General features: G+C 66.4%; 18 protein-coding genes. 14 read left to right on the forward strand and 4 right to left on the reverse strand.

Annotated elements, in window-relative coordinates; genetic code table 11:
• Positions 1-14 precede the first annotated feature (14 nt).
• From ccoN to ACSQ27_RS06600, 3 genes are all read right to left on the reverse strand, one after another.
• Positions 15-1,448 (reverse strand): cytochrome-c oxidase, cbb3-type subunit I, encoded by a 1,434-nt coding sequence (gene ccoN, locus ACSQ27_RS06590; protein WP_436154658.1) that lies wholly within the window; start codon positions 1,446-1,448, stop codon positions 15-17.
• Between the two features lie 65 nt (positions 1,449-1,513).
• Positions 1,514-1,651 (reverse strand): cbb3-type cytochrome oxidase assembly protein CcoS, encoded by a 138-nt coding sequence (gene ccoS, locus ACSQ27_RS06595; RefSeq protein WP_436154659.1) that lies wholly within the window; start codon positions 1,649-1,651, stop codon positions 1,514-1,516.
• Between the two features lie 15 nt (positions 1,652-1,666).
• A complete protein-coding gene (locus ACSQ27_RS06600) occupies positions 1,667-3,973 on the reverse strand; it encodes a heavy metal translocating P-type ATPase (RefSeq protein WP_436154660.1) in 2,307 nt (768 codons plus the stop codon).
• Between the two features lie 164 nt (positions 3,974-4,137).
• Here ACSQ27_RS06600 and ACSQ27_RS06605 point away from each other — a divergent pair, with 164 nt between their 5' ends.
• The 11 genes from ACSQ27_RS06605 to ACSQ27_RS06655 all read left to right on the forward strand — a co-directional run bounded on the left by ACSQ27_RS06605 (position 4,138) and on the right by ACSQ27_RS06655 (position 14,002).
• Complete coding sequence (locus ACSQ27_RS06605) at positions 4,138-4,689, forward strand: cytochrome b (protein WP_436154661.1); 552 nt, start codon at positions 4,138-4,140, stop codon at positions 4,687-4,689.
• 33 nt (positions 4,690-4,722) lie between these two features.
• Positions 4,723-5,412 carry a VIT1/CCC1 transporter family protein gene (locus ACSQ27_RS06610; RefSeq protein WP_436154662.1) on the forward strand — a complete coding sequence of 230 codons (690 nt, stop codon included), beginning with the start codon at positions 4,723-4,725 and terminating at the stop codon, positions 5,410-5,412.
• Between the two features lie 142 nt (positions 5,413-5,554).
• The gene (locus ACSQ27_RS06615; protein ID WP_436154663.1) at positions 5,555-6,262 is read left to right on the forward strand and encodes a sensor histidine kinase; all 708 of its coding nucleotides are present in this window, start codon (positions 5,555-5,557) and stop codon (positions 6,260-6,262) included.
• Positions 6,262-6,645, forward strand: a complete 384-nt coding sequence (locus ACSQ27_RS06620; protein ID WP_436154664.1) for a cytochrome C — start codon at positions 6,262-6,264, stop codon at positions 6,643-6,645. Before ACSQ27_RS06615 ends, ACSQ27_RS06620 begins: the two co-directional genes overlap by 1 nt.
• A gap of 200 nt (positions 6,646-6,845) precedes the next feature.
• Positions 6,846-7,289, forward strand: a complete 444-nt coding sequence (locus ACSQ27_RS06625; RefSeq protein WP_436154665.1) for a universal stress protein — start codon at positions 6,846-6,848, stop codon at positions 7,287-7,289.
• A gap of 23 nt (positions 7,290-7,312) precedes the next feature.
• A complete protein-coding gene (locus ACSQ27_RS06630) occupies positions 7,313-7,735 on the forward strand; it encodes a universal stress protein (RefSeq protein WP_436154666.1) in 423 nt (140 codons plus the stop codon).
• A 69-nt stretch (positions 7,736-7,804) separates the two neighbouring features.
• Positions 7,805-9,295 (forward strand): arginine-ornithine antiporter, encoded by a 1,491-nt coding sequence (gene arcD, locus ACSQ27_RS06635; protein WP_436154667.1) that lies wholly within the window; start codon positions 7,805-7,807, stop codon positions 9,293-9,295.
• Positions 9,295-10,500 carry an arginine deiminase gene (locus ACSQ27_RS06640; protein WP_436154668.1) on the forward strand — a complete coding sequence of 402 codons (1,206 nt, stop codon included), beginning with the start codon at positions 9,295-9,297 and terminating at the stop codon, positions 10,498-10,500. The genes arcD and ACSQ27_RS06640 overlap by 1 nt, the downstream gene beginning before the upstream one ends.
• A 40-nt stretch (positions 10,501-10,540) precedes the next feature.
• On the forward strand, positions 10,541-11,539 hold the full coding sequence (gene argF, locus ACSQ27_RS06645; RefSeq protein ID WP_436154669.1) for an ornithine carbamoyltransferase: 999 nt from the start codon (positions 10,541-10,543) through the stop codon (positions 11,537-11,539).
• Positions 11,536-12,462 (forward strand): carbamate kinase, encoded by a 927-nt coding sequence (gene arcC / locus ACSQ27_RS06650; protein ID WP_436154670.1) that lies wholly within the window; start codon positions 11,536-11,538, stop codon positions 12,460-12,462. The genes argF and arcC overlap by 4 nt, the downstream gene beginning before the upstream one ends.
• 220 nt (positions 12,463-12,682) lie before the next feature.
• Entirely contained in the window at positions 12,683-14,002 is a 1,320-nt protein-coding gene (locus ACSQ27_RS06655; RefSeq protein WP_436154671.1) for a trypsin-like peptidase domain-containing protein, read from the forward strand.
• Here the strand turns inward: ACSQ27_RS06655 and ACSQ27_RS06660 are convergent.
• Complete coding sequence (locus ACSQ27_RS06660) at positions 13,978-14,157, reverse strand: YgaP family membrane protein (RefSeq protein ID WP_436154672.1); 180 nt, start codon at positions 14,155-14,157, stop codon at positions 13,978-13,980. The genes ACSQ27_RS06655 and ACSQ27_RS06660 overlap by 25 nt on opposite strands.
• A 149-nt stretch (positions 14,158-14,306) precedes the next feature.
• On the opposite strand from ACSQ27_RS06660, the gene ACSQ27_RS06665 reads away from it, so the two are divergent.
• Genes ACSQ27_RS06665 through mgtA form a run of 3 tightly spaced genes read left to right on the forward strand, consistent with a single transcriptional unit; the run spans position 14,307 to position 17,955 of the window.
• Positions 14,307-14,960 (forward strand): BON domain-containing protein, encoded by a 654-nt coding sequence (locus ACSQ27_RS06665; RefSeq protein WP_436154673.1) that lies wholly within the window; start codon positions 14,307-14,309, stop codon positions 14,958-14,960.
• A 42-nt stretch (positions 14,961-15,002) separates the two neighbouring features.
• Entirely contained in the window at positions 15,003-15,377 is a 375-nt protein-coding gene (locus tag ACSQ27_RS06670; protein WP_436154674.1) for a hypothetical protein, read from the forward strand.
• Between the two features lie 13 nt (positions 15,378-15,390).
• Positions 15,391-17,955, forward strand: a complete 2,565-nt coding sequence (mgtA, locus tag ACSQ27_RS06675) for a magnesium-translocating P-type ATPase (RefSeq protein ID WP_436154675.1) — start codon at positions 15,391-15,393, stop codon at positions 17,953-17,955.
• The last annotated feature ends 41 nt before the right edge of the window (positions 17,956-17,996 follow it).

A 17,996-nucleotide genomic window follows, 5' to 3' on the forward strand; every position in this document is an offset into this window, starting at 1 on the left:
TTTCTTTGCTCTTGTCAGGCGTGGGCCAGCATCGGCACCGGCACGCGGACGGGTCGGCCCTTGGCCACGGTCATGCAGACGTTCCAGGCCATCAGCACCATGCCGCCCAGGTACAGCACGCCGCCGAAGAAGCGCACCACGTAGAAGGGATAGGTCGCCTTGACGGCTTCGACGAAGGTGTAGGTCAGGGTTCCGTCGGCGTTGATGGCGCGCCACATCAGGCCCTGCATCACGCCGGCGATCCACATGGCGGCGATGTAGAGCACGATGCCCACGGTGGCCGTCCAGAAGTGCACCTCGATGGCGCGCACCGAGTACATCTGCTTTTGCCCGAACAGGCGGGGAATCAGGTAGTACAGCGTGCCCATGGAGATCAGCCCCACCCAGCCCAGCGCGCCCGAATGCACGTGGCCCACGGTCCAGTCCGTGTAGTGCGACAGCGCGTTGACGGTCTTGATGGACATCAGCGGGCCCTCGAAGGTGCTCATGCCGTAGAAGGACAGCGAGACGATCAGGAAACGCAGGATGGGGTCGTCACGCAGCTTGTGCCAGGCGCCCGACAGCGTCATCACGCCGTTGATCATCCCGCCCCAGCTGGGCGCCAGCAGGATCAGCGAGAACACCATGCCGACCGATTGCGTCCAGTCCGGCAAGGCCGTGTAGTGCAGGTGGTGCGGGCCCGCCCACATATAAGTGAAGATCAGCGCCCAGAAGTGGACGATGGACAGGCGGTAGCTGTAGACCGGCCGCTCCGCCTGCTTGGGGATGAAGTAATACATCATGCCCAGGAAGCCCGCGGTCAGGAAGAAGCCGACGGCGTTGTGGCCGTACCACCACTGCACCATGGCGTCCTGCACGCCCGCGTAGGCCGAATACGACTTCATCCAGCCGGCCGGGATCTCCGCACTGTTGACCACATGCAGCACCGCCACCGCCAGGATGAAGGCGCCGTAAAACCAGTTGGCCACGTAGATGTGCCTGACCTTGCGCACGCCCAGCGTGCCGAAGAAGACCACCGCGTAGGCTACCCAGACCAGCGTGATCAGGATGTCGATGGGCCATTCGAGTTCGGCGTATTCCTTGCCGGTGGTGTAGCCCAGCGGCAGGCTGATCGCGGCGGCCACGATGACCAGCTGCCAGCCCCAGAAGGTGAAGGCGGCCAGCCGCGGCGCGAACAGCGGCACGCTGCTGGTGCGCTGGACCACGTAGTAGCTGCTGCCGATGAGCGCGCAGCCGCCGAAGGCGAAGATCACCGCGTTGGTGTGCAGCGGCCGGAGCCGGCCGTAGCTGAGCCAGGGGATGCCGAAGTTCAGTTCAGGCCAGGCCAGCTGGGACGCGATGAACAGGCCCACCGCCATGCCCACCACACCCCAGAGCACGGCTGCCAGCGAGAACTGGCGCACCACCGTGTCGTGATAGGCGATCCCTTGCGTCGTTTCTTGGTTCATGAAGCACCTTTTGTCTTGATGCTTGAAAGTGTCGGCGCGGCGGGCGGCGCGGCACTTGATACAGGTCAATCGTCGTGAAGAATGCGCTCGGCTTCCTGCTCCAATGCCTCGAATTGCCCACGCCACACGGCCCAGCCCAGCGCGCCGATGATCAGCAGCGCCAGCACAACGGACAGCGGGATCAGCAGGAAGAGGATGTCCATCTCAGAATGTCCATGTCAGTTTTCCGGCACAGCGCGCGCCAGCCTGGCGGAATTGGCGACCACCAGCAGCGAACTCGCCGCCATGCCGAAGCCGGCCAGCCAGGTCGGCATATAGCCCATGATGGCCAGCGGCACGCAGGCGGCGTTGTAGATCGCGGCCCACAGCAGGTTCTGGCGCACCACCGAGCGGGTGCGCCGCGCCTGTTCGACAAGCGCCGCGACGGTGAGAAGCCGGTTGCCGGCCATGATGAAATCCGCCTTCGCCTGGGCCAGCGGGACGGCCTGGCCCATGGCCATGGACACGTCGGCCGCGGCCAGCACCGGCCCGTCGTTCATGCCGTCGCCCACCATCATGACCCGGTGGCCCTCGCGCTGCAGGCCGCGCAGATGTTCCAGCTTGGCCTCCGGCGTGCATTCGCTGAAGCACCATTCAATGCCGGCCCGGCGCGCCAGGCGGGCCACGGCCTGCCCGGTATCGCCGGAAAGCAGCTGCACCCGGATGCCGAGCTTGAGCAAAGCCGCCACCGCCTGCGCCGTGTCGGGCCGTATCGCCTCGTCAAGCTCGAAGCCCGCCAGGTAATGCTCACCGTCCGACAGATGGGCTTGCAGCACCGGCCCTTCACGGCCCGCGGGCGCGCGGCAAAAAGAGGCCGAGCCCAGGTAAAGATATCGCGCCCCGCTGCCGTCCGGCTTCGCGACCTTGCCACGCAAACCCCGGCCCGTAACCTCTTCCACCTCGCTGGCGACCCAGCCGGATGCGGAAGCCTCCACGGGAAAGTGCGCGGCAATGGCGCGTGAGACCGGGTGCAGCGAGTGACTGGCCAGCGCACCGGCCATGCCGCACACCTCCTCCCGGTTCACGCCGGCGGGCACATGGGCCATCACAACGTCCATGCGGTCTTCCGTCAGCGTGCCGGTCTTGTCGAAGATCACGGTGTCCACGGCGGCGCAGCCCTCCAGCGCCTGCAGCCTGCGCACCAGCAGGCCGCGCCGCGCCAGGGCGCCCGCGCTCGCCAGCATGGCCGCCGGGGTTGCCAGCGACAAAGCGCAGGGGCAGGTCACGATCAACACCGAGACCGCGACGGCCATCGCATGCGCCTGGCCAAAAGGCCACCACCACCAGGCCGCGCCGGCAGCGGCCAGCAGCACGGCCACGAGAAAAGGGCTGGCGATGCGGTCCACCAGTTGCACCAGGCCGGGTTTTTCGACCGAGGCCTGCTCCATCAGGGCCACAATTTCGGCATAGCGGGTTTGTGGCCCGACCCGCTGAACGCGCACCAGCAGGACACTTGTGAGGTTGTGGCTGCCGGCAATCACGCCGTCGCCCACCCGCCGCAGCAAGGGCTTGGATTCACCGGTCAGCAGCGACTGGTCGACCCGGCTCTCGCCGCCCTCCACGTCCCCATCGGCCGGAAAGGCCTGGCCCGGCAGCACGCGCACCAAGTCGCCGGGCATGAGACGGCGCACGGCCACCGCGCGGAAGCTGCCGTCGGCCTCCTGCCGTTCCGCGCTGTCCGGCAGCCGCCGCATCAGCGCCTCCAGCGCGCCGGCGGTGCGGTCGCGCAGGCGCTGCTCCAGCAGCCGGCCCGACAGCAGGAAAAACACAAACATAGGCACCGAGTCATACGAGGCATGCAGGCCCCAGGGACTGGCCGGGTCAAAGGTCGCGGCCGTGCTGGCGCTGAAGGCAATCAGCACGCCCAGCGCCACCGGCACGTCCATACCGATGCGCGCATTGCGCAAGTCACGCAGCGCCGCCGCGAAAAAAGGCCAGCACGAGAACAGCAGCACCGGCAAGGTCAGCACCCAGGAGGCCCAGCCCAGCAAGGCCTGGATGTCGGGCGTGATCTCGCCGGGCGCCGACAGGTAGGCCGGCGCCGCATACATCATGACCTGCATCATGCAGAAGCCGGCCACCAGCCAGCGCCACAGCATCAGGCGCTGGGCCCGAAGCCGGTTGCCGGCCAGCAGCAGGTCGCCCGCCGGTAAAGCGCCGTAGCCGGCCTGGCGCAAGGCCGCCATCCAGAGGGACGGCCGCGTGGCTTGCGGCTGCCATTGAAGCCGCGCCGTGGCGGTAACGCCGTTGACTTCGACCGTGTCCACGCCGGGTAGCCTGCGCAGCGCCTCCTCGACCGTGAGCGCGCAGGCCGCACAGTGCATGCCTTCCAGCGCCAGGCATGACTCCCACCAGCCCTCGCGCCCCGGCACCGGCCGGCTGAAACCTTCCCATTCGGCCGGCTCGTCCATCGCGATCCATGCGGCGGCGTCGCGCACGGCGGGCTGCACCGGGCCGGCGGGAAGCAGGAAGGGAGTGGCTTGCATGGCAACAGCTTAGCCAGCGCGGAGTGCCGCGCCCTTGACATGGATCAAGCCCGGACTGGTGCGGTGCGGTATTGTCTTGTCCTGGCCAAGGTGTGTGGGCGCGCCAAACGACCGTGGCGCGGGCCCGCGATGAACGCTCACCTGGACAACAGCGGGAGAACACGATGACCTTAAAACCCCACCCGGAAAACCGCTACGGCCCGCTCTCCATCGGCCTGCACTGGTTCATGCTGGTCCTGCTGGCGGCGGTCTACATCTGCATGGAGATCAGCGACGCTTTCCCCAAGGGCAGCGACATGCGAAGCGGACTGAGGACCTGGCACTACATGCTGGGCCTGTCTGTGTTTGCACTGGCCTGGCTTCGCCTGGCGGTCAATCTCCGGCATCGCGCCCCACCCGTCAACCCCGCGCCGCCGCTTTGGCAAACCCGCCTGGCCCGGCTGGTGCAGGCGGGACTTTATGTGCTGATGATAGGGTTGCCCCTGGCCGGGTGGCTGCTACTCAGCGCCCGCGGCCAGCCCATTCCTTTTTTCGGGCTGCAACTGCCCGCGCTGATAGCCGGCAACAAGGATGCCGCAGGCTGGATCAAGGAAGTCCATGAAGCGGGAGCGACTGCGGGGTATTTCGTGGTGGGCCTGCATGCATTGGCGGCCCTGTACCACCACTACCTGTTGCGTGACAACACCCTGACCCGCATGCTTGCGGGCCGCCGTTGATTCGGCCCTGACCCTGGAACGAAGGATGGATGCATGAGACACCTTGAATGGCACAGAACCTCGCGCATCGGCTGGCTTCGCGCCGCCGTCCTGGGGGCCAATGACGGCATCGTATCGACCGCCAGCCTGATCGTGGGTGTTGCCGCGGCCAACGCGACACACGGCAATGTGCTGATGACGGGCGTGGCGGCCCTGGCGGCCGGCGCGATGTCCATGGCTGCAGGCGAATACGTGTCGGTGCACTCGCAGTCCGATACCGAGAAGGCCGACCTGAGCCGGGAGCGCGCCGAACTGGAGAAGGATCCGGCGGCCGAACACCGCGAACTGACCGCCATTTATGTCGCGCGCGGACTGGACGACGCGCTTGCCCGGCAGGTCGCGCAGCAGCTCATGGCCCACGACGCCCTGGGGTCGCACGCGCGTGACGAGCTGGGCATTTCCGACAGCATGGCCGCCCGGCCCCTACAGGCCGCGCTCGCGTCGGCGGCCAGCTTTGCGTTTGGGGCCTTTCTGCCGCTGGTCGTCACCGCGGTGGCGCCCGGCGACACGCTGATCTGGTGGGTGTCCGGAACCTCCCTGGTATTTTTGGCATCCCTGGGCGCAATGGCCGCGCGGGCGGGCGGCGCGGCAGTTCTGCCGGGCGCGTGGCGCGTGACCTTCTGGGGCGCGCTGGCCATGGGCGTTACCGCCGGTGTGGGCGCGCTGTTTGGGGCCGCCGTATAAGTTCGCCGACGAACAGACATCCCCGGATGCGGCGCGCAAAGTGACGCCATGCCCCTGGTGGGGCGGCGGCCCGCCAGCCTCCTTTGACCTCGTTGTTTCCTGCCGAAGCCTTATGTAAGCCACGCAACCAGGAAGTACTCAAATGGCCACCGAAATACGAATGAAACCCTCCGGGGGACTCTCCGATCCGGTCTCGTCGCGATTCCCCGCCTGCCGTAGCTGCCAGGAACAGGTTCGCGTCCAGGAGCGCCAGCATCTCGCACGGGAGTTGCACGACGCGCTTGGCAGCCTTCTCATGGCTGCCAAGCTTGATATTGCCTGCATACAGCCGGAGTTGACCAGGATTTCACCGGCGGCCTCTGCGCATCTCCACCATCTGACGGACATCCTGAATCAGGCCATGGCGCTCAAGCGCCGGATCATCGACGGCCTGGAGCCGCCGCCGCTTCTGACCCAAGGGCTGGCCAAAGCCGTCGCGCGGCTGGCGCAGGATTTTTCGTCGGCATCCGGAATCGAGGTGACGACCAGCCTGGGCGATGTTGTCCTGCCCGCTTCCGCACAGCTCGCCGTCTACAGGCTTGCCGAGGAGGCGCTGACAAACATCGGCAAGTACGCAGGCGCCTCCCGTTCCTCCATTTCCCTGCTTGAAGCCAACGATGGCGTGCAAGTCGAAGTGGAGGACGACGGCGTCGGCTTCAATGCCGATACCGACCGGAATTTCGGGCACGGCCTCATCGGCATGAGACACCGGATTGAAGCGTGCGGCGGCACGCTGATCGTGGAGTCGGAGCCGGGTAGAGGAACACGCTTGCGGGCCCGTCTTCCCACGAGCGGTGCCGCAGTGAATTGATGGATACCATGACATCGCCATGGCTATCGCCCACAAGGTTTTCGGGCCGCTGCCTTGTGTCGGCCGCCGTGGCACTCGCCGGCATGGCGGCACATGCCCAGGCAACGCCGGTACCCGGCCGCGGGGAGTTGCTGTACACAACGCATTGCATTGCCTGCCACAGCTCGGAGATGCACTGGCGCGACAACCGCCGCGCGCGCGACTGGGAAAGCCTGAACGCGCAGGTTCGCCTGTGGCAGGGCAACAGCGGGCTGCGGTGGGATGAGGCGGACATCTCGGACGTGGCCGCTTACCTGAATGACACGGTTTATCACTATCCGCGCACACCGGGCTCCGGCCTCGGCTTGTCCTGCCCGGCACAGGGGCTTTCCGCCGCGCGCTGAAGCCGCCCCGGACATCTTCCGGATGGATGCGGTTTTGCCCGCATCCGCACATATGCCGCGACGCGCCCGGCGCGCTCCAGCCCGCAGGCCGGTTTGCATCACGCAGGGCCCCCGGGCAGAGTGCCGCACCCTTGACATGGATCAATCCAGGACCGCCGCGCCGCTCCTAGACTGCGGCACATCAACACAGGAGAACCATCATGTACAAACGCATTCTTGTTGCCACCGACGGCTCGACGCTCTCCAAAAAAGCGGTCAAGGAGGCCATAGGCCTTGCGGCATCCCTGGAGGCCGCCCTCGTGGTGCTCAACGTCGTCCCGCGTTATCCCATGAGCTACTTTGAAGGCGGCGCCACCGTCTCGCCGCAGGAAGTCGGGCGTATCGAAAAAGACTGGGCCGACCGGGGCCAGGCCATCGCCGACGCGGTGCAGAAGTCCGCCGAGGCTGCCGGCGTCAAGGCCAAGGCCTTGATCACCAAGTCCGACCTGGTCGCCAATTCCATCCTGGCCGCGGCCAAAAAGAACAAGTGCGACCTCATCGTGATGGCCTCGCACGGCCGCAAGGGCATTTCCCGCATCCTGCTCGGGAGCGAGACCCAGCAGGTGCTCACGCACAGCACCATTCCCGTGCTCGTCCTGCGCTGAATCCACCATTTACGGAGAACACCATGAGAGTCCTTCTGGCCGTTGACGGCAGCAAGTTCACCAAGAAAGCGCTGGCCTTCCTGGTCACGCATGAAACCCTGATGGGCCCCGATGCGGAACTCATCGTGCTCAATGTGCAAATGGCCGTTAGCCCGCGCGCCAAGGCCATGCTGGGCGCCGCCACCGTGCGCGCCTGGCACAAGGAAGAGGCCGAAAAAGTGCTGCATCCGATCGAACGTTTCCTCAAGCAACACGGTGTCCACTACCGGGCCTCCTGGGTCGCAGGCACACCCGCCACACAAATCGTTCAGGCGGCCAAGCGCGAAAAAGTTCACATGGTGGTCATGGGCACCCATGGCCTCGGACTGTTCGGCCGCGCCCTGCTCGGCAGCGTCGCCCAGCGCGTGGTGGCGGACGTCGACGTGCCGGTGCTGCTGGTCCAGTAGGCATACGGCTCCGATTACCCCGGTTCGCCCCACGAATGCCAATGCGGAAAACCATTCTGAAAGAATCCCATGAACACACTGTCAACGACTCCATCTCCCTCGTCGGCACAGCGGGCAATTCCCACCACCCGGCAGTCGCAAGGCAGCCTGGGTCTCGGGTTGCTGGTGGCGCTGGTGACGGGTTCCATCATCGGCAGCGGCATCTTCGGCCTGCCGCAAAACATGGCGGCCGGTGCCGGCGCAGGCGCCATCCTGATCGGCTGGCTGGTCACCGGCCTGGGCATGCTGGTGCTGGCGCGCGTCTACCAGACACTGGCCCTGCGCAAACCCGAGCTGGACAACGGCGTCTACGCCTATGCCCGCGCGCTGTCGGGCGAGTACGTCGGCTTTAACTCCGCCTGGGGTTACTGGATCAGCGCGTGGATAGGCAATGTCGGTTATCTGGTGGCCGCCTTCGGTGCGCTCGGCTATTTCTTTCCGGCTTTCGGCGAGGGCAACACGCCCGCGGCCATTGCTGGCGCATCAGCCGTCCTGTGGGTCGTGCATGCCATGGTGCTGCGAGGCATCAACACGGCGGCCTGGGTCAATGCCGTGGTCACGGTCGCCAAAGTCATTCCCCTGTTGCTGTTCATCGTGCTGGCGGCGGCCGCTTTCCAGGCGCCCACCTTCAGCCTGGATTTCTGGGGCGGCGCCAAGCTCGGCTCCGTGCTCGACCAGGTCAAGAGCACCATGCTGGTGACGGTGTGGGTCTTCATCGGCATCGAAGGCGCCAGCGTCTACTCGGCGCGCGCGCGGCAACGCAAGGACGTCGGCAAGGCCACTGTCATAGGGTTTCTGATCTGTCTGGCTCTTCTCATGGCAGTCTCCCTGCTGTCCCTGGGCATCTTCACGCAGCCGGAACTGGCCGGGCTGAAGAACCCCTCCATGGCCGGCGTCCTTGAAAAAGCCGTCGGCACCTGGGGCGCCGTGCTGATCTACATAGGCCTGATCGTTTCCGTGGGCGGCGGTTTTCTGGCCTGGACGCTGCTGGCCGCCGAATCCCTCTTTACGCCGGCCAACAATGGTGTGATGCCCGAATGGCTGGGCCGCCAGAGCGCCAAGGGCGTGCCGGCCAACGCCTTATGGCTGAGCAGCGCCATGGTGCAGGTCTTTCTCGTCGTCACGCTGGTGTCGAAGGCTTCTTATCTGGCGCTGATCTCGCTGTCGACCGCGATGATTTTGCTGCCCTATCTGTTCAGCGCGCTTTACGGCCTGAAGGTGCTGCTGCCAGGTGAGGGCAAGGCTGCGGGCCGCGCGCCCGAAGGCGTTGGCGGACCGCTGGACCTGCCGGTGGCCGCACTCGCCTCGGTGTACTGCGTGTGGCTGCTGTATGCGGCCGGCGCTAAATACCTGCTGCTGAGCGCCCTGCTCTACGCCCCGGGTGCGGCCCTGTATTTCATCGCCAAACGGCAAGCCCGCAAGCAGCCCTTTACCGCAGGCGAGAAGGTCATCCTTGCGGCGGTGCTCGGGCTCGCAGTGGTGGCGGGCTGGATGCTGGCTACCGGCCAGTTGAGCCTGTGATGGCCGGCGTCCATTCAGAAACGGGCCGGTTGCGCAAGGTGCTGGTCTGCAGGCCGGGCCTGGCGCACATGCGCCTGACGCCGGCGAATTGCCGGGACATGCTGTTCGACGACGTGATGTGGGTGGCGCAGGCCAGGAACGACCACTATGCGTTCACCAGCGCCATGACGGAGCAAGGCGTGGAAGTGCTGGAGCTGCACGACCTTCTCACGGCCACGGTCGGCAACCCTTTGGCGCGAGACCAGCTGCTGGACCGAGAACTGGCCGGCACCGACTTTGAAGCCGCGGGTGTACTGAGGCCCTGGCTGCAGGAACTGCCGCCTGCCCGCCTGGCGGAGTTTCTGATCGGCGGGCTGACGCCGGCGGACCTGCCTTTCAAGCTGCCCGGCCTCACGGCCTCCTGCGCAAGCCCCTCGGACCTGCTGCTTCCCGCCCTGCCCAACACGCTCTTCACACGCGACAGCAGTTGCTGGATTGGCGACGGCGTGGCGCTGGGCTCCATGTACTGGCCCGCGCGCCGGCGAGAGAGCCTGCTCATGGCGGCCATCTACCGCTTTCACCCTGCGTTCGCGGGCAAGGTCACCGAATGGTGGGGCGACCCCGGCCAGCCGCACCCGCAGGCCACGCTGGAAGGCGGCGATGTCATGCCCCTGGGCAATGGGCTGGTGCTGGTCGGCATGGGCGAGCGGACCTCGCCGCAAGCCGTGACCCAGCTCGCGCGCAGCCTTTTTACCCACGGCGCCGCGACCCGGGTGCTGGCCGCCCAGTTGCCCAAGTCGCGCGGCGCCATGCACCTGGACACGGTGCTGACTTTTTGCGACCGCGACCTGGTCACGGTGTTCCCGGAAATCGTGCAAGCCGTACGCGTGTTCAGCCTCAGGCCCGGCGATGAAGCCGGCACGTTGGACGTCAGGGCGGAAAACGGGCCCTTTCTTGACGTCCTCGCGCAGGCCCTTGGGCTGCAGAAGCTCCGAGTCGTCGCCACCGGCGGCAATGCCTACGAGGTGGAGCGCGAACAGTGGGACGACGGCAACAACGTGCTGGCGCTGTCACCCGGCGTGGTCATGGCCTACAACCGGAACACCTACACCAACACCCTGCTGCGCAAGGCCGGCGTCGAGGTCATCACCATCCCCAGCGGCGAGTTGGGGCGCGGCCGCGGCGGCAGCCACTGCATGTCCTGCCCGATTGAGCGCGATGCCTGATCTCTTCCGCCATTGAGGCATCCACGAAAGACGGTTACTCATGAGCTTCAACCTTCACAACCGCAGCCTGCTGGACCTCAAGGACTTCTCCCCGCGGGACATCCGTTTCCTGCTGGACCTGGCGGCCGAGCTCAAGCGCTCCAAATACGCGGGCAATGAACTGGCGCGCCTTAAGGGGAAAAACATCGCGCTGATCTTTGAAAAAGCCTCCACCCGCACGCGCTGCGCCTTCGAAGTCGCGGTGCACGACCAGGGCGGCCATGTGACCTACATCGACCCGGTCAGCTCGCAGCTGGGGCACAAGGAGTCCCTGAAGGACACGGCCCGCGTGCTCGGCCGGCTCTATGACGGCATCGAGTACCGCGGCTTCCACCAGACGGTGGTCGAAGAGATCGCGCGGTTTTCGCATGTCCCGGTCTGGAACGGGCTCACCGATGAGGCCCACCCCACCCAGGTGCTGGCCGACCTGCTGACCATGCAGGAGTTCGGCGAAAAGCCGCTGCACGAGCTGTCTTTTTGCTACCTCGGCGACGCCCGCTTCAACATGGGCTGCTCACTGCTGGTGGGCGGCACGCAGATGGGCATGGACGTGCGCATCGCCGCGCCCGCCGCGCTGATGCCGCCGCCGGCGCTGGTCACTGAAATGCGTGAACTGGCAAAAACGACGGGCGCGCGCATCACCCTCAGCAGCGATCCGGCCGAAGCCGTCAAGGGCGCGGACTTTCTTTACACCGACGTCTGGGTCTCCATGGGCGAGCCCGATGAAACCTGGAAGCTCAGGATTGAGCAGTTGCTGCCCTTCCAGGTCACCAGCGCCTTGATGAAGGCCACCGGCAAGCCGCGAACCTGCTTCATGCATTGCCTGCCGGCCTTCCACAACCTGGACACTGAAGTGGGACGCCAGATCCACGAGCGCTACGGCCTCAGCGAGATCGAGGTGACCGACGAGGTTTTTGAATCCGACGCGTCCATTGTGTTCACGCAGGCGGAAAACCGCATGCACACCATCAAGGCCGTGCTGGTGGCCACGCTCGCATGAAGCTGGTGATCGCGCTGGGCGGCAATGCCTTGCTGCGCCGGGGCCAGTCGCTCAGCGCGCAGCATCTGCTGGAAAACATCCAGGGCGTGGCGGCACAGCTGGCCCGCGTCGCGCTGCACCATGAACTGGTGGTGACGCACGGCAACGGGCCGCAGATCGGCCTGCTGGCCCTGCAGAATTCGGCCTACGCCGCAGTGGCGCCCTACCCGCTCGACGTGCTGGGCGCGCAGACCGAGGGCATGATCGGCTACCTGCTGGAGCAGGAACTCGCCAACCACCTTCCGCCCGGCCGTTCCGTGGCCACCCTGCTCACGCGCGTGGAAGTCGATCCCGCCGACCCGGCTTTCGGGCAGCCCACCAAACCGATAGGGCCCGTCTATACCCAAGAAGAAGCCGAGCGGATTGCGCAAGCCATGCACTGGCATGTCGCGCCAGACGGTGCGGGTTTCAGGCGAGTCGTAGCTTCGCCTCTGCCGACACGTGTGCTGGGCGTGGACCCGGTCCGCTGGCTGCTGCAGCACGAGGCCGTGGTCATCGCCGCAGGCGGCGGCGGCATCCCGGTGGTGCGCGCGGCCGACGGGCGCACCCTGCAGGGCGTTGATGCCGTGATCGACAAGGACCTGAGCAGCGCCCTGCTCGCGCAGGAACTGGGCGCCGACCGCCTGGTGATTGCCACCGACGTGGACGCCGTTTACCTGGACTGGGGAACAGCGTCGCAACGCGCCTTGGGAAAAGTCACGCCAAAGGAACTGCTGGGCCATAGCTTCCCAGGGGGTTCCATGGGGCCCAAGGTGCAAGCCGCCACCGGCTTCGTCCAGAAGACCGGCAAGAAGGCGTTGATAGGCTCGCTCGCCGGGATCGAGGAGATGCTGGCGGGCCGCGCCGGCACTGAGTTCAGCCCCCAAGGTAGCACGGCCGCATAAATCGGGACAGTTCTGCTTTCTTATTGAGGCGAACTTGAGGTGGCTCAAGTGGCCTGATGCCGGCGCCATGTTCAATGGCCGCATGAAACCTCACAGCCTTCTACTTGCCGGCTTGGTGGCGTGCGCCGCCTTGGCTTCGGAGGGGGCGCATTCCGACCCGCTGCCCCGTAGAGCCTCTCTATCGGCAGGCGCCATCGTAGCCAGCCGCGGCGCCGGAGTCGTGGAAATCAGCACCATCAACGCATGGGTGCCCAGCGGCAGCGGCGACCCGGAACCCGAATTTGCCCCTCTGGACAGTTTTGGCGACCAGCTGGCAAGGCCGCAGCCCATCGGTCTTGCACGCGGCGAAGCGCGTGACCTGGCCTCGGGTTTTGTGCTCACGGCTGATGGCTACATCGTCAGCAGCGCGCACGTGCTCTGGGACGCGGAAGAGGCCCAGGTGCGGCTGCAGGACGGCCGGCATTTTGCCGCGAGGCTTGTCGGGCTGGATCGCATCACGGACGTGGCCCTGCTCAAAATCGATGCCACCGGACTGTCACCCGCACCGATAGGCGACTCCTCCAAACTCGCCGTCGGCGACTGGGTCGCTGCGATCGGTTCGCCCTTTGGTTTTCCGGGTTCCGTCACGGCGGGCATTGTCAGCGCAAAAAATCGCGCTCTTTCCGGCAGCGGCGAAACCCCTTTTTTGCAAACCGACGTGGCCATCAATCCCGGAAGTTCAGGCAGCCCGCTCTTCAATGCAGACGGCGAGATCGTCGGCCTGAACTCGCTGATCTACAGCGGTAGCGGTGGCTACATGGGCGTGTCATTCTCGGTACCCATCAACCTGGCGGTGGACATCGCATGGCGCCTGCGGTCACAGGGCCAGATACGGCGCGCCTGGCTGGGAGCCAGATTGCAGGGCATGACCGCCGCGCTCGCGCAGTCCTTCGGGGTGCGCGACCCCACGGGTGCGCTGGTCGTGCAGGTCACGCCCGGGGGGCCTGCCGAACAGGCCGGCCTGCTGCGCGGCGACATCATCACCGCCTTCAACGGCGCCAAGGTACGGGATTTCAGCAGCCTGGCATTGCAGATGAGCGACCATGGAACGAGCACGCCGGGCACGCTGGAGATATGGCGCGAGGGCCGTAGAAAAACGGCAACCGTCCTGCTGGCGGAGGCACCCGCCGGCGCGCCGCGCCCATTGGCGGCGCAGGCCGTCGGGGATCTCCCTCGTCTGGGTCTCGCATTGGCCGAGTCCGGGAAGGACTTGCAGGCGCAACTGGGCATAGATGGCGGCCTGCTGGTGCGTCGGGCCACCGGAGTGGCGCGCAGCGAAGGCGTACAGGCCGGGGACGTACTGATCGCCGCCAACGAATCAAGGCTGGACAGCGTGGCGGACTTTGACCGCGCGTTATCCCGCCTGGAGCCAGGTTCCAGCATTGCGCTGCTGGTGCTGCGGGACGGGAACACGGCCTATGTTCCGCTGCGCATTCCTGCGGCAATCAGGCGCCAGGTGGATGCTGGAACAGACGCTCAGTCCAAACCAATAGCCCAGTAAAGCGGGCAAAAATTGAACAAGCCTGTCAACAGCGGAATCAGGCCCACCAAGCCCCACCAGCGGGCATTTCCGTCGAGCGCGAACAAGAGCGCCAGCAGCAAGATGCCGGCTGCGATGCGAAGCCGTCTTTCGATGGGGCCTATCCTGTATTTCATAACAACGTCCTGGTGTCTTGATCCGGCGTCCAGCGTATCCCGGCCCGTAACGCCGCTGCTTGACGAATGTCAAGGCAAGCGCGTCCGCGCCTGCCTACAGTGACATACCCGCTTTGTGCGGATGATGAACACATTCAAGGGGAAAAACCATGAAAACCGATATGCAGCTCAAGGCCGATGTCACCGCCGAACTGGCCTGGGAGCCGGCCGTCAATTCAGCCGGCATTGGTGTTCTCGTGAATGACGGTGTGGTGACGCTCACAGGGCACCTGAACACCTTCGCCGAAAAAGTCGCGGCGGAACGCGCGGTGCGCCGCGTGGCCGGTGTGCGCGGGCTGGCGATCGAGCTGGACGTGAAACTGATCGCCGCCCATCACCGCAGCGACTCCGAAATCGCCTCTGTCGCCGCATCCGCGCTGCGCTGGAGCGTGCTGTTGCCGCCCGACCGCATCAAGGTCGAGGTCGAAAAAGGCTGGGTCACCCTCACCGGCGACGTCGACTGGGCCTACCAGCGCAGTACCGCCGAAAAATGCGTGCGCGGCCTGGTGGGCGTGCGCGGCCTGTCCAACAACATCGTCGTCAAGCCCACCGTCAGCACGCGGGACGTCGCGGCCGAGATTTCCGCCGCACTCGAGCGCCAGGCCGACCGCGAAGCCCGGCACATCCAGATCGATGTGAAAGGCAGCGTCGTCACCCTTCACGGCAAGGTGCACTCCCTGGCCGAGCGCGAAGCGGCCTCCGGCGCGGCATTCGCCGCCAGGGGCGTCACCAGCATCGTCAACAAGCTCGAAGTCGCCGCCTGAAGCGGTGGCCTGTTTCCGCCCATTTTTTTCAGGAGTACCCCCATGCCCTTTCTTCATGCCGTGGTCTGGCTGGACCATCACCAGGCCCAGCTGATCCAGTTCAACGCCGAACAGGCCGAGGCGCGCAAGCTTCACGCGCATTCCCATGCCACGCCCCAGCACGGCAGCGAGGTGCGCACCCAGCATGAATTTTTCGGCGATATCTGCGATGCGCTCGATGGCATGGAGTCCGTCCTGGTGACGGGCGGGCACACGGCACAGGCCGACTTCCGCCGCTACGTCGACAAACATCGCCCTGCCCTGGCGCCGTGTATCGCCGGCTGGGAGACCGTGGACCACCCGAGCGAGGCCCAGTTGCTGGCCTTGGGCCGGCAGCGGCGGCACCAGGCGGCCGCCGGCCTGGTCACCGGCCATTGACGGCACCCCGGTGATGGACGGGGCCGCAGCCTCCACCCGGGCAACCCGGCCCTGGTGGCTGGAGGCGGCGCCGTCAGAGACTCCCGGCCTGTCGCAGCTTCAGGCGCAGCAGGCCCTCGCGCGCCTGGGCCCCAATAGCTTCGAGGCGAGCAAAAAACAATGGCTGGCGCTGCAGTTCCTGGCGCGCTTTCGCAACCCGCTGGTCCTCGTGTTGCTGGCGGCCAGCGCCGTTTCCGCCGCCACCGGCGACGTAGCGAACTTTGCCATCATCATGCTGATGGTGCTGCTGAGCGTCACACTTGACTTCGTGCAGGAGCACCGCGCCGGCCGCGCCGCCGACGCGCTGCGCGACTCGGTGGCCTTGCGCGCCAGCGTCCTGCGGGACGGCCGTGTGCAGGAGGTGCCGGTGTCGGCGCTGGTGCCCGGCGACCTGGTGTTGCTGTCCGCCGGCGACCGCGTGCCGGCCGACGGCCGCGTCGTCGAGGCCCGCGACTTCTTCGTCAACCAGGGGCTTTTGACCGGCGAGTCCTATCCCGTCGAAAAACGCCCCGGCGCGCTGGATGGCGGCGCCGTGGAGCTGCAGCAAGCGCTCAACGCGGCCTTCATGGGAAGCACCGTGGTCAGCGGCAGCGCCCGCATGCAGGTCATGGCGACCGGCCCCGCCACGGCACTCGGCGAGGTGGCGCACAGCATCCAGGCCGACCCGCCGCCCACCGCCTTCGAAACCGGCATGCACCACTTCGGCGTGCTGCTGATGCGGATCACGCTGCTGCTGGTCCTGTTCGTCATGCTGGTCAACCTGGCGCTGCACCGGCCGCTGCTCGATTCCTTCCTGTTTGCTGTCGCACTCGCGGTCGGCCTGACGCCGGAACTCCTTCCCATGGTCGTCTCCGTCACGTTGTCGCGCGGCGCAATGCGCATGGCGGCGAGCCGCGTGATCGTCAAGCGCCTGGCTTCCATACAGAACCTCGGGGCCATGGACGTGCTGTGCACCGACAAGACCGGCACGCTCACCGAGGCGAAGATCAGCCTTGAGCGCTGCGTGGACGTGGACGGCCACGACGCGCCCCGCGTGCTGATGCTGGCCAGCCTCAACAGTGCCTTCGAAAGCGGCCTCAGGAGTCCGCTGGATGAGGCCATCCTCGCGCGCAAGGTGGACGTCTCTGAATGGCAAAAGATCGACGAGGTGCCTTTTGATTTCGAGCGCCGGCGCGTATCGGTGCTGGCCGACCGCGGGGACACGCGCTGGCTGGTCGTCAAGGGGGCGCCCGAGGACGTCCTGGCGCTGTGCAACCGCCGCGAGCGGGACGAAGGCCGCGCGCTGGCGCCGCTGGACGAGGCCGCGCGTGAGGGCTTGCGCGCGCGTTGCCACGCCCTGGAGCGCGAGGGCCTGCGCGTGCTCGGCGTCGCCTGGCGTGAGGTGCCCAAGGACCATCCACATGCCGACGTCCGCGACGAACGCGAGCTGGTCTTCGCCGGTTTTGCCGCCTTCATCGACCCGCCCAAGGCCGGCGCCGGCGCCGCGCTGGCCGCGCTGGCGCGCAGCGGCGTGGCCGTGAAGATCGTCAGCGGCGACAGCGAGCTGGTCGCCCAGCACCTGTGCGGCCTGCTCAAGCTGCCGGTCAAGGGCGTTTTGACAGGCCAGGAGATCGCACACATGGACGAGGCGGCGCTGCGCGCGCGCGTCGGCCGAACCACGCTTTTTTGCCGCGTCAACCCGGCCCAGAAGAACCGAATCATTCTTGCGCTCAAGGCGCGCGGCCACGTGGTCGGCTACCTGGGCGACGGCATCAACGACGCACCGCCGCTGCGCTCTGCCGACGTCGGCATCACGGTGGATTCCGCCGCCGACGTGGCGCGGGAAGTGGCCGACATGGTGATGCTGGACCATGACCTCGCGGTGCTGCACGAAGGCGTCCTCGAAGGCCGGCGCACCTTCGGCAACGTGATGAAGTACATCATGATGGGCACCAGCTCCAACTTCGGGAACATGCTGAGCATGGCTGCCGGCTCGCTGTTCCTTCCTTTCCTGCCGATGCTGCCGTCGCAAATCCTGCTCAACAACGTGCTTTACGACCTGTCGCAGGCGGCTATCCCCCTGGACAGGGTCGACCCCGGCGACCTGCGCCGCCCGCGGGCGCTGGACATGGCCTTCATCCGGCGCTACATGTGGCTGTTCGGCCTGGTCAGCTCCGCCTTCGACCTGCTGACGTTCTGGATTTTGCTGCGCGTGCTGCATGCGGACGAATTACTGTTCCACACCGGCTGGTTCATCGAGTCGCTGGTGACCCAGGTGCTGGTCATCTTCGTGATCCGCACACGCGGCAGGCCCTGGGCCAGTCGCCCCAGCGCGGTGCTGACGGCCGCCTCGCTGACCGTGGTGGTCGTGGCGCTGCTGCTGCCCCTCACGCCGCTGGGTCCCCTCTTTCATTTCGAGCCGCCGCCTGCGGCCTTTTTTGCCTGGCTGCTGGTGATGGTGGTCGCCTACCTGGGACTGGCCGAAGCTGCCAAGCGCTTCTTTTACGCCCGAATGTCGGCGAGCCGCCGGCCAAGGCACAGAGCGATGGCGCATCTTTAGGGTGCCACCGCCGCATCCACGAATACAGCGCGACTACGCGA

It is taken from the genome of Polaromonas sp. LjRoot131, assembly GCF_964252805.1.
In the GTDB taxonomy this organism is placed as follows: domain Bacteria; phylum Pseudomonadota; class Gammaproteobacteria; order Burkholderiales; family Burkholderiaceae_C; genus Polaromonas.

Coding starts and splice junctions, on each gene's coding strand:
- ccoN (WP_436154658.1), bottom strand. CDS start 1,448: ATGAACCAAGAAACGACGCAAGGGATCGCCTATCACGACACGGTGGTG.
- ccoS (WP_436154659.1), bottom strand. CDS start 1,651: ATGGACATCCTCTTCCTGCTGATCCCGCTGTCCGTTGTGCTGGCGCTG.
- ACSQ27_RS06600 (WP_436154660.1), bottom strand. CDS start 3,973: ATGCAAGCCACTCCCTTCCTGCTTCCCGCCGGCCCGGTGCAGCCCGCC.
- ACSQ27_RS06605 (WP_436154661.1), top strand. CDS start 4,138: ATGACCTTAAAACCCCACCCGGAAAACCGCTACGGCCCGCTCTCCATC.
- ACSQ27_RS06610 (WP_436154662.1), top strand. CDS start 4,723: ATGAGACACCTTGAATGGCACAGAACCTCGCGCATCGGCTGGCTTCGC.
- ACSQ27_RS06615 (WP_436154663.1), top strand. CDS start 5,555: ATGGCCACCGAAATACGAATGAAACCCTCCGGGGGACTCTCCGATCCG.
- ACSQ27_RS06620 (WP_436154664.1), top strand. CDS start 6,262: ATGGATACCATGACATCGCCATGGCTATCGCCCACAAGGTTTTCGGGC.
- ACSQ27_RS06625 (WP_436154665.1), top strand. CDS start 6,846: ATGTACAAACGCATTCTTGTTGCCACCGACGGCTCGACGCTCTCCAAA.
- ACSQ27_RS06630 (WP_436154666.1), top strand. CDS start 7,313: ATGAGAGTCCTTCTGGCCGTTGACGGCAGCAAGTTCACCAAGAAAGCG.
- arcD (WP_436154667.1), top strand. CDS start 7,805: ATGAACACACTGTCAACGACTCCATCTCCCTCGTCGGCACAGCGGGCA.
- ACSQ27_RS06640 (WP_436154668.1), top strand. CDS start 9,295: ATGGCCGGCGTCCATTCAGAAACGGGCCGGTTGCGCAAGGTGCTGGTC.
- argF (WP_436154669.1), top strand. CDS start 10,541: ATGAGCTTCAACCTTCACAACCGCAGCCTGCTGGACCTCAAGGACTTC.
- arcC (WP_436154670.1), top strand. CDS start 11,536: ATGAAGCTGGTGATCGCGCTGGGCGGCAATGCCTTGCTGCGCCGGGGC.
- ACSQ27_RS06660 (WP_436154672.1), bottom strand. CDS start 14,157: ATGAAATACAGGATAGGCCCCATCGAAAGACGGCTTCGCATCGCAGCC.
- ACSQ27_RS06665 (WP_436154673.1), top strand. CDS start 14,307: ATGAAAACCGATATGCAGCTCAAGGCCGATGTCACCGCCGAACTGGCC.
- ACSQ27_RS06670 (WP_436154674.1), top strand. CDS start 15,003: ATGCCCTTTCTTCATGCCGTGGTCTGGCTGGACCATCACCAGGCCCAG.
- mgtA (WP_436154675.1), top strand. CDS start 15,391: ATGGACGGGGCCGCAGCCTCCACCCGGGCAACCCGGCCCTGGTGGCTG.